The 25,169-nt window shown below is 37.6% G+C and carries 17 protein-coding genes and 1 pseudogene; 4 read left to right on the forward strand and 14 right to left on the reverse strand.

The window, feature by feature from the left end:
• Window positions 1-185 precede the first annotated feature (185 nt).
• The 4 genes from RIV7116_RS11415 to RIV7116_RS11430 all read right to left on the reverse strand — a co-directional run bounded on the left by RIV7116_RS11415 (window position 186) and on the right by RIV7116_RS11430 (window position 4,856).
• Window positions 186-1,148: an NAD(P)-dependent oxidoreductase gene (locus RIV7116_RS11415; protein WP_371261642.1), complete on the reverse strand. Its 963-nt coding sequence runs from the start codon at window positions 1,146-1,148 to the stop codon at window positions 186-188.
• Between the two features lie 405 nt (window positions 1,149-1,553).
• Complete coding sequence (locus RIV7116_RS11420) at window positions 1,554-2,732, reverse strand: class I SAM-dependent methyltransferase (RefSeq protein ID WP_015118454.1); 1,179 nt, start codon at window positions 2,730-2,732, stop codon at window positions 1,554-1,556.
• Between the two features lie 129 nt (window positions 2,733-2,861).
• Window positions 2,862-3,416, reverse strand: coding sequence for a hypothetical protein (locus RIV7116_RS11425; RefSeq protein ID WP_015118455.1), 555 nt, complete (start codon window positions 3,414-3,416; stop codon window positions 2,862-2,864).
• A gap of 255 nt (window positions 3,417-3,671) precedes the next feature.
• Window positions 3,672-4,856: an NAD(P)H-quinone oxidoreductase subunit H gene (locus RIV7116_RS11430; protein WP_015118456.1), complete on the reverse strand. Its 1,185-nt coding sequence runs from the start codon at window positions 4,854-4,856 to the stop codon at window positions 3,672-3,674.
• Window positions 4,857-5,179: 323 nt separating this feature from the next.
• On the opposite strand from RIV7116_RS11430, the gene RIV7116_RS11435 reads away from it, so the two are divergent.
• Together RIV7116_RS11435 and rsmH are read left to right on the forward strand one after the other, a co-directional pair.
• Complete coding sequence (locus tag RIV7116_RS11435; RefSeq protein WP_015118457.1) at window positions 5,180-6,085, forward strand: alpha/beta fold hydrolase; 906 nt, start codon at window positions 5,180-5,182, stop codon at window positions 6,083-6,085.
• Window positions 6,086-6,922: 837 nt separating this feature from the next.
• A complete protein-coding gene (gene rsmH, locus RIV7116_RS11440; protein WP_044291747.1) occupies window positions 6,923-7,843 on the forward strand; it encodes a 16S rRNA (cytosine(1402)-N(4))-methyltransferase RsmH in 921 nt (306 codons plus the stop codon).
• Window positions 7,844-8,130: 287 nt separating this feature from the next.
• On the opposite strand, the gene RIV7116_RS11445 is transcribed toward rsmH, so the two are convergent.
• The 4 genes from RIV7116_RS11445 to RIV7116_RS11465 form a co-directional block, all read right to left on the reverse strand.
• Entirely contained in the window at window positions 8,131-8,700 is a 570-nt protein-coding gene (locus tag RIV7116_RS11445) for a chemotaxis protein CheB (protein ID WP_015118459.1), read from the reverse strand.
• Between the two features lie 541 nt (window positions 8,701-9,241).
• Window positions 9,242-9,931: a hypothetical protein gene (locus tag RIV7116_RS11455; protein ID WP_015118461.1), complete on the reverse strand. Its 690-nt coding sequence runs from the start codon at window positions 9,929-9,931 to the stop codon at window positions 9,242-9,244.
• 647 nt (window positions 9,932-10,578) lie between these two features.
• The gene (locus RIV7116_RS11460) at window positions 10,579-12,447 is read right to left on the reverse strand and encodes an ABC transporter ATP-binding protein (protein ID WP_015118462.1); all 1,869 of its coding nucleotides are present in this window, start codon (window positions 12,445-12,447) and stop codon (window positions 10,579-10,581) included.
• Window positions 12,448-12,847: 400 nt separating this feature from the next.
• Window positions 12,848-13,396 carry a single-stranded DNA-binding protein gene (locus RIV7116_RS11465; protein WP_015118463.1) on the reverse strand — a complete coding sequence of 183 codons (549 nt, stop codon included), beginning with the start codon at window positions 13,394-13,396 and terminating at the stop codon, window positions 12,848-12,850.
• Window positions 13,397-14,915: 1,519 nt separating this feature from the next.
• Between RIV7116_RS11465 and RIV7116_RS37595 the strand changes: the two are divergent.
• Both RIV7116_RS37595 and RIV7116_RS37600 read left to right on the forward strand, forming a co-directional pair.
• Window positions 14,916-15,380: pseudogene (locus RIV7116_RS37595) on the forward strand (ATP-binding cassette domain-containing protein); the annotation flags it as partial.
• 291 nt (window positions 15,381-15,671) lie between these two features.
• Complete coding sequence (locus tag RIV7116_RS37600) at window positions 15,672-16,100, forward strand: TOBE domain-containing protein (RefSeq protein ID WP_371261643.1); 429 nt, start codon at window positions 15,672-15,674, stop codon at window positions 16,098-16,100.
• Window positions 16,101-16,219: 119 nt separating this feature from the next.
• On the opposite strand, the gene RIV7116_RS11480 is transcribed toward RIV7116_RS37600, so the two are convergent.
• The 6 genes from RIV7116_RS11480 to radA all read right to left on the reverse strand — a co-directional run bounded on the left by RIV7116_RS11480 (window position 16,220) and on the right by radA (window position 24,992).
• Window positions 16,220-18,748, reverse strand: coding sequence for a mannose-1-phosphate guanyltransferase (locus RIV7116_RS11480; RefSeq protein WP_015118466.1), 2,529 nt, complete (start codon window positions 18,746-18,748; stop codon window positions 16,220-16,222).
• A 415-nt stretch (window positions 18,749-19,163) separates the two neighbouring features.
• A complete protein-coding gene (locus RIV7116_RS11485) occupies window positions 19,164-20,276 on the reverse strand; it encodes an amidoligase family protein (RefSeq protein WP_015118467.1) in 1,113 nt (370 codons plus the stop codon).
• A 117-nt stretch (window positions 20,277-20,393) separates the two neighbouring features.
• Window positions 20,394-20,924: a hypothetical protein gene (locus RIV7116_RS11490; RefSeq protein ID WP_015118468.1), complete on the reverse strand. Its 531-nt coding sequence runs from the start codon at window positions 20,922-20,924 to the stop codon at window positions 20,394-20,396.
• A gap of 309 nt (window positions 20,925-21,233) precedes the next feature.
• Window positions 21,234-22,448, reverse strand: a complete 1,215-nt coding sequence (locus RIV7116_RS11495) for a glycosyltransferase family 4 protein (protein WP_015118469.1) — start codon at window positions 22,446-22,448, stop codon at window positions 21,234-21,236.
• Window positions 22,449-22,839: 391 nt separating this feature from the next.
• Entirely contained in the window at window positions 22,840-23,136 is a 297-nt protein-coding gene (locus RIV7116_RS11500; RefSeq protein WP_015118470.1) for a protein kinase, read from the reverse strand.
• A 299-nt stretch (window positions 23,137-23,435) separates the two neighbouring features.
• A complete protein-coding gene (gene radA, locus RIV7116_RS11505) occupies window positions 23,436-24,992 on the reverse strand; it encodes a DNA repair protein RadA (RefSeq protein ID WP_015118471.1) in 1,557 nt (518 codons plus the stop codon).
• Window positions 24,993-25,169 lie beyond the last annotated feature (177 nt).

Genomic DNA, 25,169 nt, shown 5'->3' on the forward strand with positions numbered 1-25,169 from the left:
TTTAAATAATTAGTTTTTTTAATTTCCGATAAATTATTTAATATGAATTATTGAATTAAGGGGGGTTTCGTTGGGTGTTTAATAGTTATTTTGAATTAAATTATTTAGTTTAGTTTTCTAGATTATGTTGGGTTTCGTTCCTCAACCGAACCTACGAACTATCCCCCATGCCCAATCCCCAATTATCAACTCTCCCCATGCTCTCCAGCTTTAATAGCCTCAAACAAAGATGAGTAATCTTCGTTTTTCATTGCCATTTTCATTGTCATCTCAAGGATTTCTCTTACACCTTGAATGCTGCTAACGTTTAACCCTGCTTCTTTGGCTTCTTCAATAAAATAGTCTGTGTCTTTTACCAAATGCTTTACGGGGAAGTTGGGATTAGCGTAATTGCCATCTACCATACGCTGCAATTTTTTATCAAAGGTAGGAGCATAAACCGCACTTTCACGCAATATCTGCATAAATATGTCTGGTTTAATACCTTGACTTTGGATAAATCCGAGACTAAGACCAAAGGCTGAGGTTAAGGATGCTATTAACTGATTTAATGCTAGTTTTAATGCTGCTGCGCTTCCTACGGAACCTACAAGTATGGGTTCGGTACCAAAATGCTTTAATAATTCTAGACTGCGTCTGTATTGGTCTTTTTGCGCGCCTACCATGACAATTAATTTACCATCTTTGGCTTCTGGTCTGCTGCCAAGTACTGGTGCTTCGATATAATCCCCACCGGCGGAAACTACCGCATCTCTAATTTCTCTACTTTCTGTGGGGGTGATTGTCCCCATTTGGATAACTTGTTTTCCTTTGACGCTGCGGGAGGACATATCGGAAAGCAATACCGTGTAAATTGCTGCCGTGTTTGTCAGCATAAGTACCACATATTCAGCAGCACTAATTGCTTGATGGGGATGTTCTACAATTTCGGCTCCTGCTGCTTTTAGAGGTTCTAATTTTTCTGGAGTACGGTTATAAGCAATTAATTCTACACCTTGTTCTAACAACCTTTGTGCCATCGGTTGTCCCATTAATCCAGTACCCAGAAATGCCACCTTCATATTTTTAATTTCCTTTTTATATCGATATTTTAAATGAGACGGGGAAGAGGGGGAAGAGTGGGAGGAGGGGGGTAGAATTGTAAGGATTTAAAGCAGGTAGATAGGGAGCAAGATGCTCCTACTAAATTTATAATTCTTAATCTTTAACCTTTAACCTTTAACCTTAATCACTCCTCACTCTTAACTCCCAACTAATTTATTAGCCTCCAGCGGCGAATGTCACCATAATCATGACTGAAAGCAAAATTCCGGGAGTTAGTAATCCAATTAACATTAATAAGTCGTGAGTAGACATAATTATTACCTTTGTTGTGTTTATATAGCACTACAGTCACTGCTATGTTAGACCAACAAACAGTGTTAACTAATATAAGATGAATAAAATTTTAACTTTTTAGATATTTGGCTATACCATTTGAGGAAACATAAGAGTTAAAACTCTTACTACAAACCTGTTACCCTATAAAATTAAATGATTAATTGAAAACTATATCACTGTGGTTGAGTAAAACCTTTGAGCTTTTGTGATATTTCTGTTTCTTTTAATCCTTTGGCTTGAACTAAAACGTGGAAACCACCAAGCCCCATCGGATCTAAAAGTTGGTGTAAGGAGTCACGACGTTTCAGTATGGTAGATAAAGGTTGCTGGGATTGGGATAAACTTGCTACACGCTCTCCTAACCCTAAAGCCATCAAAAACAATCCTTGTTGAGTTAAACCAACTTTGTGCAAACCGAGGCGATCGCCGTTGTTCTCCAAAGCAGTAAAATCAACATGAGCGGTAATATCTTGTTGCCCAATGTTAATATACGGGTCATTATGGCGATGATGTCGAGTGTAGCACTGTAAGGTTCCGCGATCGCGTCTGGGATTGTAATAACGGTTTTTAATATATCCATAGTCAATTGTTAGCACATACCCGCGCTGCAAACGGTGAGCTATTACACTTAACCATTCCAAAGCCGCTAAATTAATTTCGCTACGATATCCCGAGGGATATTTAGTTATGTCAATTTCTAAGGAGTTTAAATAATCAACCAGTTTTGGTGTTGAAGGTTTGTCGGTGATTTCGGTGAAAGGATTAGAGGGGGGAGAGGGGGCAGCATTTTCATCTTCTTTAGTGACGTAAATCTCGCGTAATTCTCCGTTTTCTATGGTGAATTGATGCACGGGGAAAGCGTCTACTAATTCGTTAGAGAAAAAGCACCCGGTTACGGAATTATTTGATATCTCTTCTAATTCGCACCAGGTTACTTGATATTCTTTTAAACGCTGTTGTTGAAGTTGTTTTAATCCAGGTGATTTTTCGATAATTTTATATTTTAAACTTTTGAAAAAAGCGGAATATTCTTGTTTAATATAGTTGAGAATATCTGCGGCTAAATATCCCTGTCCCGCACCCATTTCTATTAAGTCAAATGATTCAGGTTTTCCTAATATCTCCCACGTTTCGGCAAATTGAACTGCCAACATTTCACCTATGTCAGCACCAAGATGAACGGAAGTAAAAAAATCACCTTGTTTTCCTAAATTTGTCGCTTTCTGAGAATAGTAACCGTATTCTGGGTGATATAGCGCTAAGTCCATATATTCGGCAAAAGTAATTCGTTGCTGAGGGCTGGCGGTTATACGGTTGGTGATTTCTTGGTAAAGTTGGGGGTTGTATTCCATATTTAATTTAATTAAATAAATTTAAAACCTCACCCTGCCTTCAGCCTCCCTCTCCGATAACTTGGAGAGGAATTGAGGGTGAGGTTTTCAATTATGACTAAGTTATTATCCACAATTTTTCTACAATTATCATATCTCCCATCGAAAATTAAAAGACTTAAAATATAAAAACAATTTAATATCGCAGAAAACTACAGCCATTACGAAGAGTCCCCAAGATATCCAAATATCACCTATCTTTAACATCCAGAGGCTAGTTAAAATCAGTCCAATAACATCAGCTATTAACACTGGGAGACGTTCGGTAATGCTCCAAGGTTTAATGATATTGTTTGCTGAATGATTAATTTTTATATTGGCAAATAAGTTAAACCAAATTAAGCCGAACAAAATTAAAAGAGAACCACCACCTAAATATATTGATGATAAATAAAATCCTACCAATTCTATAATAATTGTAATTATAGTAATCCTTTGAAAAATATCTAAACGAGCATCTTGCACTTTCGTTTTAGCATCAGCTACCTGTTGTAAATCTTGATTTGCCATATTGGCTTGTTCTATACAAAATAAAAATATTCCAAATGCTAATAATTGATGCGTTAATTCTGTATTCCAAATAACTTGTCTTAGTATTCCTAAACAAGCAGGAAAGAAAAGTAAAAATATAATTTGGGAAACCACGGGATTTTAGATTTAGGATTTAAAGTTAATAATTAGAAGCTAGGGGTTGATAATTATAAATTATTTTTCAGTTAGCTCCTTACCTTATTTCCCAATACTCAATGCTCCATCCCCTAAAATATGAAAAAAGATTTTAGATTTAGAATTTTCCAATGAAATCCAAAATCTAAAATCTTTTTTGAAAAGTTTAAGGGAAGGACATTTACACCCTTAAGTTTTGTCTCCGATACGCGAACTTAAAATCCAAAATTGAAATTATCTATCCACGGAACCCATAATTACGTCGATACTACCCAATATCACAACGATATCTGCTACTTTCACACCCTTTAATAATTCAGGTAAAATCTGCAAATTATTGAAATCTGCTGGACGGATTTTCCAACGCCAAGGAAAGACGTTATTATCTCCAACTAAGTAAATACCTAACTCACCTTTACCGCTTTCTACGCGAGAATAGATTTCACCGTTGGGAATTTTAAAGGTAGGAGCAACTTTTTTAGCAATATATTGATATTCAAAGTCGTTCCACTTGGACTTCTTACCTTCCTGCATCCGCTTTGCTTCCAGATTTTCGTAAGGTCCGCCAGGAAGCCCTTTGAGAGCTTGCTTGAGGATTTTGACGGATTCGCGCATTTCCCGCAATCTGACTGTATAGCGAGCGAGACAGTCTCCTTCGGTTGCCCACTGTACATCCCAGTCAAAATCGTCGTAACATTCGTAGTGGTCAACTTTTCTTAAGTCCCACTTCACCCCGGAAGCGCGTAACATTGGGCCAGATAATCCCCAATTTATGGCTTGTTCGCGGGTAATTACGCCTAATCCTTCTACACGACGACGGAAAATCGGATTTTTAGTAACTAATTTCTCGTATTCATCTACTTTAGGTAAGAAATAGTCGCAGAATTCCATACATTTATCTACCCAACCGTAGGGTAAATCAACAGCTACACCACCAACGCGGAAGTAGTTGTTGTTTACCATGCGATAGCCTGTAGCCGCTTCCCATAAATCGTAAATCATTTCCCGTTCGCGGAACTGATAGAAAAAGGGAGTTTGCGCTCCTACGTCAGCTAGGAATGGTCCCCACCATAATAAGTGGTTAGCAATGCGGTTTAGTTCCAGCATGATGACGCGGATGTAGCTAGCGCGTTTGGGAACTTCAATATCCGCTAATTTTTCGGGTGCGTTAACGGTAACGGCTTCGTTGAACATTCCCGCAGCATAATCCCAGCGACTCACATAGGGAACGTACATTACATTAGTACGATTTTCGGCTATTTTCTCCATTCCCCGGTGCAAATAGCCGATAACGGGTTCGCAATCGAGGACATCCTCACCGTCTAGGGTCATAATTAAGCGTAAAACCCCGTGCATTGAGGGATGGTGCGGTCCCATGTTCAGCACCATTGGTTCGGTGCGAGTTTCAATTAATGCCATGAACTAGTAATTCTCCCCTTAGATTCTTTTTTGCACTCACCCCTAAGTTTAGTTATTTTAGCCAAATATTGTTGATCGAATATTTGCTCATGCTCGCTTTTGGGGAGAGTGAAGATAAATTAAGCAGCATTTTCTTAATTATGAAGGATGAAGCGGGTTTAAGTGCATTATGATGTCTAATTCTGAAGATTGTTGGGTAAATAAGTCGGGCAATAGACATTGGACATGGGAAAATAAAATTCCTACTTAGGAATCAGTAGGCTATGAGTAAAAAATGATGTTATAAAAGCTAAGTGAATTTTGCATAATTGATTTGCTTTCCTATGGCATTTACAAATCAAATCAAACTGATATTATTCTCTCAGCATGGGATGACAGATAATAACGAAACAATGGGAAGCCTAGCTCATCGAATAGCCCCACCCCAGTCTTCTGTTATCGCTCCAAACCTCGGATTCATTGAAACCCTGTTTGAAATTGAGCCTCTGATTGGTAAAGTTGAGCAAGTTGTCGAACAAAAATTTATACAATATCCAAATACCCCTGCTCGAATCATTGCAACTTCACTTGGTGGTGTGATTTGGGTGGAAGTACTATCTAGACACCCAGAATGGTGGAAACGGTTTGAATCTATTGTTTTACTGGGTTCTCCTATCGGTGGAGCAGACTTAGCAAGAATTGTCGATCCATTTGGTTGGGGTATCGGTATCGCAAAGCATCTTGGTCAAAATCGTCGGGCTTTAGCTGAGCGGATTACTGCCAAAATCCCTACTTTGGTAATTGCTGGAAATGTTACTGGTGGGGGAGATGGTACAGTCCCAATTGAATCTACCAAATTAAAACATGCATATTTCATTTGCTTGGATGGTGTAAATCATGTTGCACTAAAAACTAATCCTGCGGTTTTTAGAGCAATTCAAGAATTTTGGTTGCAGCCTAGAGAACCATTACCAGCACCAGAAGACAACTTGATATCAAAATTGATAGAGCATTTTAGAACTGTACCAGGAATTACTGATGCTAGCGAGAGAGACTTTTCGAGTGCCAAAATTATTTTCTCCTTCGCCGATGGAACTAGTATTAGAACTTGGAAAAATATAGTCGTTGTCAACCATATTTTCATCGCCAATAAACATGGGCAATGCGAATATGCTGCTTTTGTTGGCTGGATTCACTCTACAGGTCTTCAAGAAGCAATAAATGTAGCGATAAAATCTTTCCGAGCTTAAATAGCTTCTCTACAAGTCGTTTAAATTAATGCGGTTGACCATTAGTTATAAAAAACCACATTAGTAAAATTACTTTGAAACTGATAGTATCCTCCGCTATGTCGCAAACACAGTAGACTTTCTAGATTGGTCTGAGTAGATTTCGGAGTAAAAAAATAACTAATTTAAGCTTTTCTCAGATACCCCTTTATTTAATAGAAATCAGCACGGGGGAAGGTAATGGTTGATATGTATTACATCAAATATTATTAAAGGAAATACAACAATTATAAAATTAATTACGAATTACTAAATCAATTTTTATCCACAATCAAGGATAGAATCAGAAATAATTTTGAGAATATTTGACTAATCTAAGTTTAAATACTGATTTTATTTAATATTTATCGTATCAAATTCATTTTAAACTTCACCTAGCTCAATTTTTATATATTTAAATACATTATTTCCAGAGTAAATCGTAACAAAAAACTATATTTAACCTTATTATTGCAACCAATGTCATTATTATTGAAGAAAATCTCATTAAAGCAACGATTTTACTAGTGTGTAAAAAAGTTGAGTATTCGCTACGTGGTCGAAAAACATGTACAATCTGTTTGGACATGTAGTAGATATTCTCGGATTATGGATAGATTTTAAATATTTTTGGATAATGTCAATTTAATTAACAAAACGTTTTTATAAAAATCTGCTTATTTAAATGATTTGAAAAAAAATATTGGTGCGGTAGTAGATAAAAAAAGTTTCCACAATGCTGGAATAATTTATATTGTTAAAATCTGCTATTCAACCTTAGTGTTTCCGAAATTGAAGAATCAGACTCAAATACAAATAATGTCTACAACCAACCAACCGTCAGAAGCATCCAATACAGAAACACCTGCTTTCTCCCATATTCCTGTTTTAGGAAAGGAAATAATTACAGGTTTGACAATACGTGAAAACGGGCATTATTTAGATACAACTGTTGGTGGGGGTGGACATTCTCGGTTAATATTATCAGCTGCAACAGATACGCAAATTACTGCGATTGACCAAGATGAAGATGCTTTAATAGCTGCAAAAAATAATTTAGCAGAATTTGAAAATCGTGTAAAATTTGTTCGTAGCAATTTTGCTGAATATGATTTTCCAGCCAATACTTTTGATGGGATTATTGCAGATTTAGGTGTCAGTTCTTACCATTTAGATAATCCGGAGAGGGGTTTTAGTTTTCGCAACGAAGCTGAATTAGATATGCGGATGGATAGAAGACAATCGCTAACTGCTGCTGAAATAATAAATCATTGGGGTGAAGTGAAATTAGCAGATATTTTCTTCAAATATGGTGAAGAAAGGTTATCGCGAAGGATTGCAAAACGGATTGTAGAAAATCGTCCTTTTAATACTACAACTGAATTAGCCGAAGCTATATCTTATTGCGTTCCCAGGAAATATCGTTACGGAAGAATTCACCCTGCAACTCGGGTTTTTCAAGCTTTAAGAATTGCGGTTAATGACGAATTAAAAGCTTTGGAAATTCTTTTAGAAAAAGCACCGTCAGCGCTTGTCGAAGGTGGAAAAATTGCAATTATTAGTTTTCATAGCTTGGAAGATCGAATTGTAAAACATACTTTTAAAGATTCGTCATCATTAAAAGTTTTAACTAAAAAGCCGATTACCGCACAAGAAGAGGAAATTGCTAATAATCCCCGCGCTCGTTCTGCTAAGTTGAGAATTGCCGAAGCAGTATTAGCGTTATATAGCGAATCATAAACAATACCTTACCCATCTGCGACATAACTTACGCACGGACTGTGTATTTACGTTATTATTCGCTGCGCTAAGTATTCAGCTTTTAACGCAGGTGCACCTCAACTAGCTGAATCGCACGTCGCAAAGCTTTATTTCTGGTAACAAGTGCGTAACTGCTATTTTAAAAAAACATCAAACGGTTTTTGCAAAGCTTTTATTCTTAAATAATAAAGGGAAAAATAGTCAGATTTCACAAAATATTTCACAAAATATACGTGTAACTGTCTTAGTAAACATCAGCGAATAAACTACTGCATTAAATACATTAAGGAACGCGCAATAGATTCAAGAGGTATAACAAAATCTACATCACCAGTTTGAATCGCAGAATCTGGCATACTAGGATATTTGCAAGTACTTTTGTCTTGAGCAATAACTATACCACCCATCTTTTTTATCTCTTGTACTCCCGCAGCACCATCTCCATCCATACCGGTGAGAACAACGGCAATACATTTTTCTTTGAAGCTAGCTGCAACTGACTTAAATAGTACATCACCAGCAGGACGCACATAATGCACTTTTTCCGAGCGAGATAAAGATAAAGAACCATCTGGATTCACCAGAAGATGTAAATCGGGTGGAGCGATATAAACCTTACCCGGATATAGTTTATCCCCTGCTTTAGCTTGCTTGACAGATAAAGGACTTCGCTTGTCCAAAATTTCTGCTAACATACTGGGACGTTTGGGATCTAAATGTTGTGCTATTGCAATCGGTGCGGGAAAATTTGATGGTAATTTTGATAAAATTTCGCTAATAGCGTTAAGTCCTCCGGCTGATGCTGTAATTACTACTATATAGTTTTCAGGTGTCATTAATTTATATTTATTAGTAGCGTTAGTCTAACAAATTTTGTCTGTATTACTGCTTTTGAAACGCAGTTATAAAGTTAATTTTATTAATTATTCAATAAGTTATTTTAAGAGATGTCAAGCTTTAATTCTAATCACAATAGTTCAACCATTTATCAATGGCAGCAAAAAATAAAGATTGCTAACCATAATAATATTTTTTGTCATTGTAGAGATTGCAATTACGAATGGGTTGATTCAGTTTTTGATGCTATTTGCCATGAGTGCGGTAGCGCAAACGTAGAAGCGATATCTTGCTGGCAGTTTCCAGATGGTTAAATTTTCCGGCGTTGCTGATTAAAAGTATGATTTGCCCCCCAATCCCCAATTCTGGGGGAAAAATAATTTCAAGTCCCCCAAACTTCGGGGATTTAGGGGGCAAGTAAATATGAGAAAAATAAATTCATATTTCAATTCAGCAATGTCAATTTTCCAGACAATATCAGTTAAAAACCTGGTTTTTTAAAAAACCAGGTTTCACAAAAAAGCTCGATTTAATCAAAAATTAACTGATAGTATTATCTCTTTTATCAACAACTTCTACTACATCGCGGTCAATTACAGTTTTTCTGTCAACAACTTCTTTACGATTTACTACGTCTACTTCTTTTTCTACAACGGGAGTAGCGGGAGTTGGATTTACAGTTGCACCTTCAGGAAGTTCTGCATCAAAAACTTTCCAGTTACCAATATTGTGACTGCTTAAAATAGAACCAGCACGGTCAATTTCATCTTCATAACCATCTACTATTAATAAGTAGTAGCCGTTATTAATTCTATCTTCATACATTCTGGCATCTTCTTCAGGAATAGCCATACCAGTAAGCGCACCGATAATACCACCAGTTGCCGCACCTAATCCTGCACCAGCTAAGGTTGTAGCGATTGTTCCTGCTGCAAGGAAAGGACCAATTCCAGGAATTAATAATTCTTCTAAGCCCAAAAGTAAGCCACCTAAACCACCTAAAACAGTACCAGTGGTAGCACCGATTCCAGCACCTTCTTGAGCCTCATTTTCACCGCGTTCGTTCTTTACTTGTGTACCGGCAATTTTTTCATTCCCGTCTGGATTTTTCGCTAACAGGGAAACCTTATCCATCGAAAAATTAGAATCTCTGAGCTTATAAAGCGCTTTTTCCGCATCTTCACGACTTGCGAATGTACCAACTGCACGCTTATATTTTCTATTTACCATTTTTTCTCCTTGCAAACTACAAATTATTTATTCAGATCAGTTTTTATGCCCATCAAAATAAATCTGAATTCTTGCTTTCTTGTTTTTTTTCAGCATAGAATAAGCCAATAATTACTAATTTAAAGGCTGAAATTACTAGCTATTTTTACAAACCAACATTATAGTATGGCTATAAATAGTTGCAAATTACAGATTTATTCGGTAGATGTTCTTAACTGGTTTTTCTGTTCACAGTCTCTCTTATTTTTTTTGAAGATTCATCACCCTATGGGTTTACATTGACCTCATTTTTATCTGCCAAAAGAGAGGTTACATTCAGTTATAACTAATACTAAATTAAAGACAGAAGCTAAATAAAATCCTCAGACATAAACGCTATTATAAAGTCCTGTAAATGACTTACTATGTTAGCCAAAGCGATGATAATTTTTTTATCGCCTATTATCCATTACTCTGATGTAATCACTTCTTATATTAATTCTGTAGAAAACTGCTCTTAAATGCTCATTTCCCTGCGAAAAGACTTAGCTAGCATTCTAAGAAGCTATGAATACTCAAATAAAGCTCACAATTTAGGTAGGCTGAAGTTAGCGCATTTTTGTAAATAAGAAGCTAAATCCTGACTCCTCAAACCTACCTGTTAACTGTTAATTGCTAACTGATTGCTGATTCCTCATTCTTTCGGGACTACCCGTAGGAATAGATGCGATTAATTTTTGAGTATATTCTTCTTTTGGTTCGCGGTAAATCTCTTGTGCATTACCTGTTTCTACTATTTCACCGCGATTCATAACTAAAATTCTGTCGCTGATAAATTTGACTACACTTAAATCGTGAGAAATAAAGATATAAGTTAATTCAAATTCTTCTTGCAATTCTTTGAGAAGATTCAATACCTGTGCTTGTACAGATACATCTAAAGCTGAAACTGACTCGTCACAAATGATAAATTTGGGATTCAAAGCTAAAGAACGTGCAATACAAATTCGCTGACGCTGCCCTCCAGAAAATTGATGGGGATAGCGATTCATTGCTGACTCACTTAGTCCTACTCTTTCTAATAAATAAGCTGCACGTTGCTGTTTTTCTTTTTTATTCTTACCAATAGAGTGAATTACCAAAGGTTCCATAACCGCATCACCAACCTTCATCCGCGAGTTTAAAGCACTAAAGGGATTCTGGAAGACGATTTGCATTTCTCGACGCAGTTTTTGTAATGGTTTCCCCGCAAGTTTGGTAATGTCTCTTCCTTCAAAAAGTATTTCACCGCTTAAAGGTTCAACCAATCGCAGTAAGCTTCTACCAAGAGTTGTTTTACCACAACCTGACTCTCCTACCAATCCCAAGGTTTCACCTTTTTTGACATCGAAAGAAACGTTGTTAACAGCCATAAAATGACGTTTTGTACCACCAAACATTCCTTTCACCGGATAACCAACTTTCAAATTGCGGATTTGTAAAAGCGGTTGCTGCTGTTCTAATGTTGCGATTCTTTGAGCAATTTCATCAGAAGTTACCTGTAAGGGTTCCGCTGGTTCTTTTGCTGTAATTTCTACATCTCCGGTAGCTGTTGTTTCTACGTTCATGTAGTCGGAAACTGTCAGCAGTTTTTGGGGATGACTGTCTAAAGTTGGACGACAAGCAAGCAAACCTTTAGTGTAAGGATGCTGGGGATTTGTGAATATTTGCCCTGCATCACCTTGTTCGACCACTTTTCCTTTATACATTACCGCTACTTTATCGGCGATTTCCGCGATTAATCCCAAGTCATGGGTAATAAAAATCATCGCCATATCGCGTTTCTGCTGCAATTCTCCCAGCAAATCTATAATTGTCGCTTGTACCGTTACATCTAAAGCAGTCGTAGGTTCGTCAGCAATTAGTAGAAGTGGATTGCAAGAAATAGCCATCGCAATCATTACCCGCTGTAACTGTCCCCCCGAAAGTTGATGGGGAAAGCGTTCTAATATTGCTTCTTTATGTTGTTGTACTAGCTGCGGAAGTTCTGCTTCGTTTAAAGCTTTTGGCGAAGTTTCAATTAAATTTTGACGAATTTGCTCGTCGCTAGGAAGAAGTTTAACTTCCTGTAAACTATCAATTGCATTTTGACGTGCTTGCGCGCTGGTAATATTCTGATGTCTTAAAATTGCTTCTGTTAACTGAAAACCAATGTTATAAACCGGGTTTAAGGAAGTCATTGGCTCCTGAAAAATCATAGCAATATCACCACCCCGGTAAAGCTGAATTTGCTTTGGTGGTAAATCGACTAAGTTTAATGCCTCGCCATTTTCCTGGGGACGAAACCAAATTTCGCCACTACTAATTCTTCCCGGATTCTGTAACAATCCCATTACCGCAAGAGATGTCACTGACTTGCCACTCCCCGATTCTCCAACTATTCCTAATGTCTCTCCTCTATGTAATTGAAAAGAAATTCCGTTTACTGCTTTGACAACATTGCCATCATCGGAAAATTCAACTTGCAGGTTGCGAACGTCTAGGACTGTTTCTCTCATGGAAGTCGGGGGTAGATTCTTAAGTAGAAATTAACTTTAATTTAACTGGATTGTAACAGCAGATTTAGTTTGATCGATATCGGAAAGTATTTTTTTACTTTTTACCTCTAAAACTGGAAGATTTAGTGCTAAAGGTAACTACAGAATATTTTGTTTTAATTTACTATGAAAACCAAATATTATAGATACGTTATAGCAAATGTTGCAACCGATACGGTATCTAATGTAACGAATGTTTGTGTTATTAAATTTTTGTAAAGTATGTTATCCATAGTTTTTTGAAGAAAATATAGAATAGAAAAATTCTTTTTGTATTTTAACTATTACTATAGACAATACATTTTATTTTCCACATACAGTTAAGAGACATTGGGTTGCAACGTCTCTTAATTGACAATATTTAAAATGGAATATCATCTTCGGGAATATCTTCTTCAACCATTGCCGGATAAGTGCTTGGTTCGTAACTCGTGGCTTGTGATACGGGTTCCGGTTGGGGCGCATTCTGAGCAGGTACAGCGTTGACTGTATTTCTTTTGGGAGTAGTCGCAGCTACAGGAGGTGGAGTATTTACACTCGGTGTTTGAGTTGTAGCGACGGGAATTGCTTGAGTTGCTGGCGACTGCATGAAACTATTTTCATTCGCTGAATCTAAATGATGAATTTGCTGCACCGTCATCTCAGCCCGCTTCTCCTTAAATCCCTCCGGACGTTCGATTGTATTCATACTCAATCGTCCAATTAAAATCACGCGATCGCCTTCATGATAGTTTTGTTGAATTTCTTTGGCTAAGTTACCAAAACCTACCACCTTTAGGTTTGCTGGAGGGTCATTTTCTCGTTGCCCCGGAAACTGTACCAACATTTCTGTAATTTCTAGCTGATTATCTGCCTTGTATCGCAGTTCGGGTTCTTTTATTATTTCTGCCATCAATACGCAACTGTTCATAAATTCTCCTAATTTTGGTTAATAGCTACTGGGGAATAAAAATAAAATTACGCTTGACTACGGATTATCATCAATACACATATATTAAGGCGGTTTCTCAAACTTTCTTCACATAAATAAAGAAGATAATCTTCACACGCAAACTATTTTAATGATAAAAGCCAAGCGAAAGCTACGAACAGTTATTGTAAAATGTTCGGTAACTTTGCTTGACTGATGATTCTGCGATTATAGTACTATAGTACCATTAAGATGAAATTTTAAACTAACTTTTTTAGTTTTGCGAGCAGATTTTGTCACAATTCCTCTGTAAAAAATTTCTTGGGGTGCCCCTGCCCATTTTTTTTAGGTTTCGTCTCGGGGCTTTAAAAAAAATTAATTCGTTTTTTCCCAGCATTTAAAAATATAGAAGCCTGCCCTTTTTCTAAGACTAGAATAAGGCAGCCCCTGCATTTTAGGAGTACGTCGGTAAACACAAATTATGTAACTTCTAGCAAAAATTACTAGTAAATAACTTAACCCTTGTTATATAGGAAGGAATCCGGTTGGATTTCTCAATCCTTCTTAAAGAACAGGGAATAGGGAATAGGAGATAGGGAACAGTTGATTATGCTGAGTTTTGTTCAAAATTCAACGCCGGAATTCTATATATTCAATTGGTATGCTTGGCAAATCAGGAAAAGCGTTACCGAAAAAATGTGTCTACTTCCAAGAGAAATTTTGTTCTCTGTCTTCGTAAATGAACATAAATACCTTACTACCTTAAAAGCATAAGTCACACAAAAACCCCTTATCAATTTCTTGTATTGCAGCTATAACAGCCTTTTTGGAAGATTCACATCCATTTTCGTTTACGCACATTAATTCATAACCTTTCCATATTCGATATCCCCATCGCTTATCTGGAGCTTGGTGAGAATGATAATACGGCTGTATGACGTAATCTTTATACTTTGTTAGTTCTTTAGTACTATACATAAAACAGTGCCTTCACAAATATATTTGTCTGCGCGGGCACCCTTGAATCCCAATAAAGCGACATCAAAAGGTAAAGTACAATGCAGGCAAATGCACTGTAAAAAAACTTTACACTTATATTTTGAATGTAAAAGGCAGATAAAGAAAGCTTTTGAAAGTACAAATCAAGAAAATTATGTTTGAATTGCACTATCATTAAAAGATTGGCAACAGTATTATTACTGATTTGTACAAAGTATGAATTGACTCGGGGAGATAAAATAAGTTTATTTACTTTCTTTTAGCAAATCAAAGCTGTATTATTAGCGCAAACGTTCTGCTTGACCAACAATTTCCGCAAAAAAATGGGGCAAGATGTTTACGTTGATAGTTAATTTTGTATCGCGATCGGTAAAGATTTGTGGCGCAAGTTGTTTTAGAAGACATTTACAAGAGTTTTCCTCCCCGTAAAAGCGAAGGTGTTATTTCTAAGAGCGCACATCGCAATGAAAGCGTGAATGTATTGCGGCGAATCAGTCTCACCGTCGAAGATGGCGAATTTATGGTATTGGTGGGACCTTCTGGTTGTGGAAAAAGTACCTTGCTCAGATTAATTGCAGGTTTGGAAAATGTGACTGGAGGCAATATTTGGGTAGGGAACCGTGCTGTAAACCAGCTTCAGCCTTCTCAAAGAAATATTGCAATGGTGTTTCAAAATTATGCTCTTTATCCTCACATGAACGTGTACGAAAATATTGCTTTCGGATTAAGATTGCAAGCGGGGAGAGCAGAGAGAGAGGGAGAGAGGGAGAGAGGGAGGGAGGGGGAGAAACTATTAACTAAAGTATCAAAAATAGCAGAAGATTTATTAGTCGCCTCAACAAAGAAGTTACCCAAAGGTTTGCGCTACGTTTCAGATAAAGAACGAATCGTAAACGAAAGAGTAATTAACGTAGCTAAGTTGCTGCAAATAGAAAAGTTGCTTAATAGATATCCCAAAGAATTGTCGGGAGGGCAAAGACAGCGAGTTGCATTAGGACGTGCTATTGCTCGCAACCCACAGGTATTTCTGATGGATGAACCCCTTTCTAATTTAGATGCAAAATTGCGATCGCAGACCCGTGCAGAAATTGTCAAGCTGCAACGTCAGTTAGGTATAACAACAATTTACGTTACTCACGACCAAACAGAAGCAATGACAATGGGGGATAGGGTAGCGATTTTAAATCGCGGTCAAATAATGCAGATTGCTCCTCCATTAGAAATTTATAATCGTCCTGCAAATCGTTTTGTTGCAGAGTTCATCGGCTCTCCAGCAATGAATTTTATTGAGGTGAAGTTTCAATCACCTTGTTTAATAACCAAGGGTGATTTTCGCTTAACTTTGCCAGAAAACTGGAGTAGCGCTTTAAAAAAATATAACGGACGAACTCTAATATTGGGAGTTCGCCCGGAAAACTGGAATTTAAGCTTACCTGCCACTAAGAATTTACCAGCACAAGTTGAATGGACGGAAAATCTTGGTAACGATAGTTATCTTGCAGTCAAACTAATTGAGACCAAATTTGAAAAAGATTACTTAATATCAGATGACTTACAGGTGAGAGTTTCGCCAGAAAGATTGGTAAATAGGGGAGGAAAAGTATGGTTATCTTTAAACCCTGAGAAAATTCATTTCTTCGATCCAGAAACCGAACTAGCAATATTTCCTAAAAGTAATTCTCCCTCTTTACCGTTTGAAAAATAATTGAGAATTGGGTATGGGGCATTGGGCATGGGGCATAGGGCATGGGGCATGGGGCATTAGGAAAATTATTTATTCTCCCCTTCTTCCTCTCCCTTCTACCCATTACCCATTACCAATTCTTAAACTTCTACCACAACCTGCTCCTGCTCTGTTTCCACAAATTCTTGAACGCGGGCACGGTATTTTCTTAAGGATTCGTCTACCCAGTCGCGATCGTTGCTATTAACATATAGATGTACTAAAGGTTCGCTTGCATCAGGTAGAACAAGTACCCAACTGTCTTCGTAAGGTTGACAAATTTTCACCCCGTCAATTAATTCCAATTGTTCTTGGGGATGAGTTTCTACCAAGTGACGCATTAATGCACCTTTTACCGTCCAAGGGCAGCGGGTGGTATAGGTTTTGTGAATTACGCGGGGTAATTCCGAACGTACTGTAGTAAGAGAACGCTCTTGAATTGTCAGCATTTCAATCAGCTTGGCAATACAAAACATGGAGTCAAATCCAGGATGTAGTTCTGGAACGATAAAGCCGGTATCACCACTTCCACCTAAAACCACATTCGGATTCTTTTGACAAGCTTCCATTAATGCAGTGGGATTTGCTTTGGTGCGAATCACCTTACCGTCATGACGACGAGCGATTTGTTCTACAGCGCTAGAAGTATGAACTGGTACTACGACACTTCCTCTTGGATTGGCAGTTAAAATCATGTCCACCATCAGAGCAGTGAGCATTTCCCCGCGAATGGGAATACCGGATTCATCAACCAGTATCATTTGCTCGCCGTTTGCCGTTACCTGTACGCCAAAGTTAGCTTTTAGTGCTTCTACCACATGACCTAACTGAGTTAATAAGGCTTCGCGGTCGGTTTCTGATGGGGCGATTTTATTTAAACTGGCATTTAGTACCACCGCATCAGCACCAAACTGATCTAACATCTGCGGTAATACTGCTCCAGATACTCCATAAACATAATCAATCACCACTTTGGCTCGACTATGACGAATGGTGTCGATATTTAGCAGATTTTCAAAAGCGTTGCAATAACGATCGACTAACTGTGCCGGATAAGCAACATTACCAATTTCATGAATTTGTGCTCGTCGCATATCTTCCTTGAAATATGCGCCTTCAATTTTCTTTTCCTTGGCTTTGGGAATATTAATTCCCTTATTATCCATAAATTCAATTAGGAGATAATCGGGACGATTGGGATGTACCCGCACGTGAATACCTCCTGCAACTTTCATATTAGGTATGATCGTGCGGGCAATTGGTAAAGCTGTTGCGTCTAGATTCTGGATTTCAACACCTACAGACATTAAACCAGCAATTAAAGATCGAGTTGCCATACGGGAAACATTCCGTTGATCCCGAGAAACCGTAACTTCAGAACCTGGTTTTAAAGTGGAACCGTAAGCAGCACCTAATTTAACAGCAAATTCTGGAGTAATATCAATGTTTGCTAATCCTTGAACCCCTCGCTGCCCAAATAAATTACGTTGGGCGGTGTTACCCCAAATTAAGTTTATGTTTAAAATTGCGCCAGATTCAATTTTTTTACTAGGCCATACGCGCACTGAGGGACTAATTTGGGCTTCTTCTCCCACCGTGGAAAGCGAACCGACTACCGCAGCTTCCAATACATGAGCGCGACGATCTACACGAGTACCCCGAGAAATTACGCAGGCACTTAATTGAGCTTCGTCACCAAGAATTGCTCCGTTCCATACAATTGGACGCTTCAAATTGGCATCGCTACCAATGGTAACGTTATCTCCAATAACTGTTCCGGCTTCAATATGAACTCTATTACCAATACGACAGTTATCGCCAATTAAAGCAGGTGTTTCGATTACTGCTGAAGATTCTATATGAGTATTTTGACCAACCCATAAACCAGGTGCAACTTCCTTATAGGGAAAATCAGCTTTAACTTTATGATTGAGTACGTCGTACTGAGCTTCGCGGTAAGCATCTAAGTGCCCTACATCACACCAGTAACCGGAAGCTATATAACCATACATTGGTTCACCTTTTTCAAGGAGTAGAGGGAATAACTCCTTAGAAAAGTCAGATTCCTGGTTTTCTGGCAGATATTGTAAAACTTCAGGTTCTAGAATATATGCGCCAGTATTAACCGTATCGGAAAAAATTTCGCTGGTAGAAGGCTTTTCTAAAAATCGTTTGATGCTTCCTTCTTGATCGGTAATAACCACTCCAAATTCAATTGGATTGGGAACGCGAGTCAAAATTAAAGTTGCTTTGGATTTTTTTTCTTTGTGATATTTGATTGCTGCTGTTAAGTCAAAATCAGTAATACTATCTCCACTTATGACCAAAAACGTATCATCTAATAGTTCGGCTATGTTTTTTACACAACCTGCCGTACCCAAAGGCTGGTCTTCTTCAACAGCGTAAGTCATCTGTACGCCAAAATCACTGCCATCTTGAAAGTAGTCTCGCATGGTATCCGGTAGATAATGCAAGGTAGCAATAATTTCTGTAATATTGTGCCTTTTGAGAAGATTGATAATATGTTCGGCAATTGGTCGATTGAGGATAGGCACCATTGGTTTAGGTAAGTCACAAGTTAGCGGACGGAGCCGCGTCCCGGAACCTCCAGCCATAAGTACTGCTCGCATAAATCCTCCATTTCATATTTTTTCTAACAGTCGTAGCTTTAAACTGGTATTGAATTTAAGTACTGGGTAGTGAAATACTTTGGTTTTGAGAATTACTTATAAAGTAATGAGATGGAACTCTAACCCTCAATTGACAGTGTTTCATAGCCAGCTAATGCAATCAAAACATCCTTTACTTGATAGATAAAGTTTGGTGTTTCTGTATCTAGTCTCCTATGGATGTGGAAATTTAAGGAACTTCCTCAAGATGCATATGGTCATAATTAAATTATCTATAAATTCGGCGCATCTTCACAAATAAAAGATATGGTGCTTTGGTTTAAAGAAAATTCATCCTCTGGAATCGTGCAATAGAAAATCTTCCTATAGTTAGATTTATATGAAAAATTTGATTAAATTTGACTATTTAGTATCGCTAACTGATATTTTCAGCCCGAGATAACCAAATCTCGCGAAAATTTTCTGAAATTGGCAGTAATTTAATAAATTCTTTTACCGATTGTAATTCCCATTTTATTGGTAGATGAGGCGATATATAAGATGTATTAATAGAGTAATAAAGAATTGCTTCAAATAAAGCCGCAGCTTCTACTATCGGCTTTGCATAAAGCCAAGCTGGAAAAATTCGAGCTTCAAAAGTAAATTTGTCGGGAATGGGATGAATTAAGTTTTTAATATTAAAATCGCAGTATTTGCTTAATTCAAGCTTCGCAATCTTACTGACGGCTTGTTCCCAAGATAATTGCCGAAAGCCAGATTCGTTAACTAATTTGAATAAGGCTATATCCCAACTTCCCAAACGCCTGCAATAAGGATTAGTTCCTACTAATCGTTTAAGGTTTTCTCCACGTGCATGGAAAATATTGACCAAATTAGCAAACACATTAGCACTACACAAAGGTACGGCATCAAAATGTAGGTGAGTTGCACCTTCGACAGGAATATTAAAATTAAGTAAACGTGCTCTGTGTAAAATAACTTCTAATTTTTCTAAATGATTTGTGCTTATAGGAGGTGTAATTAGCTCGCAGGGACGTTCCCGCTCTCCCGGTAAAGGAGCAGCGATCGCAATCGGTAAGCCGGTATTATCGGCGACGCGAACCATTCCCCCGCTTCCTTCTTCAGTAACGGTGCCAAATAAGTCGGCAATGGGTTTAAGAACTTCGGCTTTACTTTTTTCGGGGTTTGCTTGAGCAATAATTAATTGTAAAAATCGGGTATCATCGCTAACAATTCGATACCATCTTGGTTTCGATGGATGCGATTTGTTTAAGTCATCTTGCAGAGTCAAATCATCTACGCATTTCGCGATTAAATGTCCTTTTTTATTAACAACTTCAAAACCTAAAGTAAGATTGTGAAACAAAGGCTTACCCGGAACCTTGCTCGGTTCGGATTGAGGATAAAATATACGGCGTACCGAACCATGATGCAATTGCGCTATCGACTCTGCTAAATCTTTTCTACTTAATCCTTTAGGTGCTAGGAGTTCAATTTCACAACCTATTTTCCAATTTATTTGTGACATTGCTATTTATTAAACACAATTGAATATAAAAATAGGCAGGCGATTAGCCTACCTCCGCAACATAATTATGAAAATCTTCAGAAATTAATCAGTCATTAATCATTAATAAAATAGAACCTATTTTCCCAAAGCTTGTTCAATTACCTCTGGCTGACCTAAAATTAAATTCTTTTCAATGCGTATTTTAGCATCCCAAGGGGAACTATCACCCCAGACAGCAGCCAGTTTTTGAGCATCATCGTATTTATATTTTGAATCACTGTATAGCTCTAAAGAAGGGTTAGGACTTTGCATTTTCTGTAAAGCCTGAATTCTTGCATCCACAAGAAACTGTTCTAAGATTGCAACGTCCGATTTACCCCAAATAATTTTTCTGCCAATTCTTGCTTTCGCTTCTTCTACTGATTGTCCCCAATAATTGGCAAGTACGCGAGCATCCCAGTAATCGTATTGACTACCAAAAAAAGCTTTTAACTCTTTATTTTTAACCTGCTTTGCTGATGCTGTAATTAATTCATACTGTTTAAAACTTAAAGAGTTTTTTGCTGAAGCTCGATCGGATGTTTGAGCAGTTACAGCACTAATAGTACTAATAGAACTTAAAAGCAATCCTAAAGACAATAACAAAACTTTCAAGTTAGACTTCACTTTAACTATCTCCTAATTTATTTATTAGATATTAATATTCGTAGTAATTCTGAATTCAATCTTTATGAAAGCTTTCAGTATATAACTTACAACTATTTGCTAATACAGTTCCAAATTCAGTAATTTCTGAAAACGACACAAATTTAAGCTTGTCGTCGGGAAAAGGCTCCAAGGATTACTACGAACTTGCCAAGCATACTATGTCAAAAATATATTTTTATGTAATAAAAAGAGACAGTAATGATTTGTAATTTTTGCTCGCAGCAAATATTGATTTTCTCAGAATAAATACTTAATACCTGTAACAAATCACGATTTAAAATCCTGCTGTATCCACTCCAAATGCTTCGGTAACAACTGCGCTAAATCATATTTTTGCAAAATTGTTTCTCTGGCTCTTTCTCGAATTGAAGACATTTTATCGGGATGATTGAGTACTTCTTCTACACGGCTGCATATTTGTTCGGGTGAAAAGAAATCGACTAACAAACCATTAACACCATCTTCAATTACTTCAGTTACTGGTGCTGTATTTGAAGCCACTATCAAACAACCTGTAGATAATGCTTCTAACATTGACCAAGATAAAACAAAAGGACGAGTTAAATATATATGAACTGAAGAAGCTTGCAATACTTGCAGATATTCACCGTAAGGCAGTAAACCTGTAAAATGTACTCTTGTCATATCTAAAGGTACTTTTTCGAGCATCAACTGCTTATAAGTTTTATTGTCAGGAAGTTGCTTTCCATAGGCAACCCTATCTTCTCCGACAATTACAACATGACAATTCGGTCTTTTTTGTTGAATTAACGCAACAGTTTCGATAAATTGGGGAAAACCTCGATAAGGTTCCATACCCCTAGCAACGTAAGTAATAATTTCTTCCACACTAGAAAGGTCAAGATTAATTCTGGGTAAAACTAGTTTCGCTTCCGGCTGCGGTTTAAAATATTTTGTATCAATTCCATCATGATTTACAGTAATTTTACTGTGATACTCGGTAGGAAACTGCTGCCGCTGCCAATTAGTTGGAGATAAACCGCGATCGCAACTGTATAAGTCAATTAGGATGGGAGCATTCTTAATCCGAATCCGTGCTTCATCATCGTGACTTAAGGGGTCAATAGGGTCAAAATCAGCGTCGGAACCATGTGCTTGATAGAACCATTCAAAATAACAAAGCAAAGTAGATTCCGGAAAAGCATCTTTGATAAATAACGTCGGACCCCAACCAGAATGACCGTAAACTATATCTGGAATAAAACCCTTTTGCTTTAATTCTTCTGCTAAACGGTAAACACCTTGTCCTTGCAAAACAGCTTTTTCTAAAGGTCTAACATAGTGGTGAGTCTCAGGACGAACTTCCCGACTCGAACCATACATAGCTTTTATAACACCAGGTAGGGAACCTTCACGACGATTAGTCCCAAAAACAACTTGATTGTTGGAATTTTTTGCCAGAGCTACAGCTAAATGACGAAACTGAGCCGGAAAATTAGGGTGTAAAAATAAAATACGCATTTATTCAGTGAACAGTTATAAGCTATAAGTTATCAGTTGTCAGTTATCAAAATTCAGTAAGGCGTAAATTTGCTATTATTTTAGTGATTTTTTTTTAATTTTAGGACTTAGGCAGCGGTCACATTTTTGTCGGGTGCTGTGACGGTTTCGATAAATCTTCAAATTTAACGAGGTAAATTGGTAATACCGTCACGCACCAAGCAGAATATAGGGAGAGATTCTAAATTTACACAATACCCTAGAAGGGCATCGCTACAATTACAAAACCTGCCTTCGCAGGCTTCTATAAATTTGAATTACTGTCACGCACTATCGGAATAGTGTGACAATATATCAAGCAATAAAAATTGGTATTTTTAAAATATTAAATTGTAGGGTGCTGTGACGGTTTTTAAGAATTTAAAATCAAAACGATAAATAATCGAATTGCCGTGATTACATCGTGAACCTTGACAATATGAGGATGGCTGCATTTGGCTAAACGGAAAGCTTCTTTAACAAAATTATCCTGCTGCTGTTCAAAATCTCCTTGACTATGATGAATCGGATTAAGGGTTTTTATGGCAACAACATTATTCGTACTTGCTTCTATAGCGCTGTAGGTTACACCATAACCACCTGCACCTAGGACTTTCTGGATAGTAAATTTACCGTTTTGTAGCTGCTGGTTGGGTTGCCAGAGTTGCATTTTACTGTAAATCGTTTTTTATAATTTTTGATATTTTTACTGATACAGGAAGATTATAGGTAATTTCGTTAGGAATATATTTATTTTTGTGGGGTATATGGGCGAATTCTTGTGATTTCCTGTTTGGTGCGTGACGGTAAATTCAAATAATTTGGTTGTAGTTGATAAATTACCGTAACCGTCACAGCTGTTTGGTGCGTGACGGTAAATTCAAATGATTTGGTTGTAGTTGATAAATTACCGTAACCGTCACAGCACCCTACAAAGAAAATATCTTATTGTTCATTGTTCATTGTCTCCTACTCTTCCATCTCCTCCATGTCAATATCATCCATTTCCAGATCTTCATCTGTAAGTGTTTGCTGCGGTATGGCGGCAATAATCGCGTCTATAACTTTGGAAACTGGTAAAATTTCTATATCAAGTTCGGGAAATTTCTGTCCTTTGGGAACAATTGCTCTTTGAAATCCCAGTTTCGCTGCTTCTTTTAACCGTAGTTCCATTTGAGATACTGGACGAACTTGTCCCCCTAAACCAACTTCACCAATTAATACGGTACCCGAATCTACAATCCGATCTCGGAAGCTGGCAACTATAGCAATGGCAACTCCCAAATCTACAGCTGGTTCTTCTACACTTAATCCTCCTGCTGAAGCGACGTAAGAATCCAGCTTAGACATAGGAATTCCGACTCGTTTTTCCAATACTGCCAGGATTTGCACCAAACGACTGTAATCTACCCCAGTGCAGGCACGACGGGGAGAAGTGTAACTAGTCGGACTTACTAAAGCCTGCAATTCTACCACGATGGGACGAGTTCCTTCGCAAGCTACAACAATCGCAGTACCGGGTGCTGGATCGTCGCGACTACCTAAAAATAACTCACTGGGATTAGGAACTTCCCGCAAACCATGCGAAACCATTTCAAAAATACCAATTTCATGGGTAGCGCCGAAACGATTTTTTACGGTTCGTAATAATCTATGGGAAGCAAATCTGTCTCCTTCAAAATACAGTACTGTATCAACTAAGTGTTCCAGCACTTTCGGACCAGCAATTGCTCCTTCTTTGGTCACGTGTCCCACGATTAACATGGTGATATCTTCATGTTTTGCTACTTTCATCAAAGCCGCAGTACATTCGCGTACCTGTGCAACCGAACCTGGTGCCGAAGTTAACGCAGGGAAAAATACCGTTTGAATGCTATCAATTACTGCTAAATTCGGTCTAAGGGATTCAATCTCTTTTAAAATTTCTTCTAAGTCTGTTTCAGGCAATACATATAAATCGCTATCGGTCTTAGTTGGTTGGTTCTTTTCGTCACTGTCTTCAGTTGTTTTTACTACTGCAACAGCACCATTACCATTTGCTTCTTGATGCTCTTGATGAGCCACTCCCAAACGCGAACCCCTTAATTTGACTTGTTGTCCGGATTCTTCTCCCGATATATAAAGAACTCGATAATTTTGGGATAACTGATTTGATACTTGCAACAGCAGAGTAGATTTACCTATGCCGGGGTCGCCACCAATTAATACCATAGAACCCGGAACCACCCCACCACCTAAAACTCGATCCAATTCCCCATAGCCAGAACTCCAGCGCTCAACCTGGCGATCGCTAATTTGGTCTAATTTTAAAGATGCTCGTGGCTTAGCTGGCTTATTGGCAGTTTTCTTCTTACTCATCTGAGAGTGCCAAGCACCCACACCCCGAGAAGGAACATCAGTAGAGTTTGTTACAGCAATTTCCTCTTCTAAAGAGTTGTAGGTTCCACAAGCAGGACACCTACCAAACCATTGAGGAGTTTCTCCACCACATTCAGAACAAACGTAATAGGTTTTAGGCTTTGGCATTCTTAATCTTATTAAATAAACTTAAATAATCTTAATTTTCTTTTAAGTTGTTGAACGAAGCAAAATCGAATTATAGTAATACCTTCAAGGTTTTTACGAATGAATAATTGGAATGATATCTTAATAATATGGTACTAAAAATTAAACTTGAAAAACTTTAGTTAAGGAGCGTTGAGA

It is taken from the genome of Rivularia sp. PCC 7116 (assembly GCF_000316665.1).
Classification (GTDB): Bacteria; Cyanobacteriota; Cyanobacteriia; order Cyanobacteriales; family Nostocaceae; genus Rivularia.

What these genes read in the sequence shown, in the direction of transcription:
- RIV7116_RS11455 (WP_015118461.1), bottom strand. Translation starts at nt 9,931, where the DNA reads ATGGTAAATAGAAAATATAAGCGTGCAGTTGGTACATTCGCAAGTCGT.
- radA (WP_015118471.1), bottom strand. Translation starts at nt 24,992, where the DNA reads ATGCCAAAGCCTAAAACCTATTACGTTTGTTCTGAATGTGGTGGAGAA.
- RIV7116_RS11485 (WP_015118467.1), bottom strand. Translation starts at nt 20,276, where the DNA reads ATGTCACAAATAAATTGGAAAATAGGTTGTGAAATTGAACTCCTAGCA.
- RIV7116_RS11435 (WP_015118457.1), top strand. Translation starts at nt 5,180, where the DNA reads ATGGCATTTACAAATCAAATCAAACTGATATTATTCTCTCAGCATGGG.
- rsmH (WP_044291747.1), top strand. Translation starts at nt 6,923, where the DNA reads ATGTCTACAACCAACCAACCGTCAGAAGCATCCAATACAGAAACACCT.
- RIV7116_RS11430 (WP_015118456.1), bottom strand. Translation starts at nt 4,856, where the DNA reads ATGGCATTAATTGAAACTCGCACCGAACCAATGGTGCTGAACATGGGA.
- RIV7116_RS11480 (WP_015118466.1), bottom strand. Translation starts at nt 18,748, where the DNA reads ATGCGAGCAGTACTTATGGCTGGAGGTTCCGGGACGCGGCTCCGTCCG.
- RIV7116_RS11500 (WP_015118470.1), bottom strand. Translation starts at nt 23,136, where the DNA reads ATGCAACTCTGGCAACCCAACCAGCAGCTACAAAACGGTAAATTTACT.
- RIV7116_RS37600 (WP_371261643.1), top strand. Translation starts at nt 15,672, where the DNA reads ATGAATTTTATTGAGGTGAAGTTTCAATCACCTTGTTTAATAACCAAG.
- RIV7116_RS11495 (WP_015118469.1), bottom strand. Translation starts at nt 22,448, where the DNA reads ATGCGTATTTTATTTTTACACCCTAATTTTCCGGCTCAGTTTCGTCAT.
- RIV7116_RS11445 (WP_015118459.1), bottom strand. Translation starts at nt 8,700, where the DNA reads ATGACACCTGAAAACTATATAGTAGTAATTACAGCATCAGCCGGAGGA.
- RIV7116_RS11465 (WP_015118463.1), bottom strand. Translation starts at nt 13,396, where the DNA reads ATGAACAGTTGCGTATTGATGGCAGAAATAATAAAAGAACCCGAACTG.
- RIV7116_RS11460 (WP_015118462.1), bottom strand. Translation starts at nt 12,447, where the DNA reads ATGAGAGAAACAGTCCTAGACGTTCGCAACCTGCAAGTTGAATTTTCC.
- RIV7116_RS11420 (WP_015118454.1), bottom strand. Translation starts at nt 2,732, where the DNA reads ATGGAATACAACCCCCAACTTTACCAAGAAATCACCAACCGTATAACC.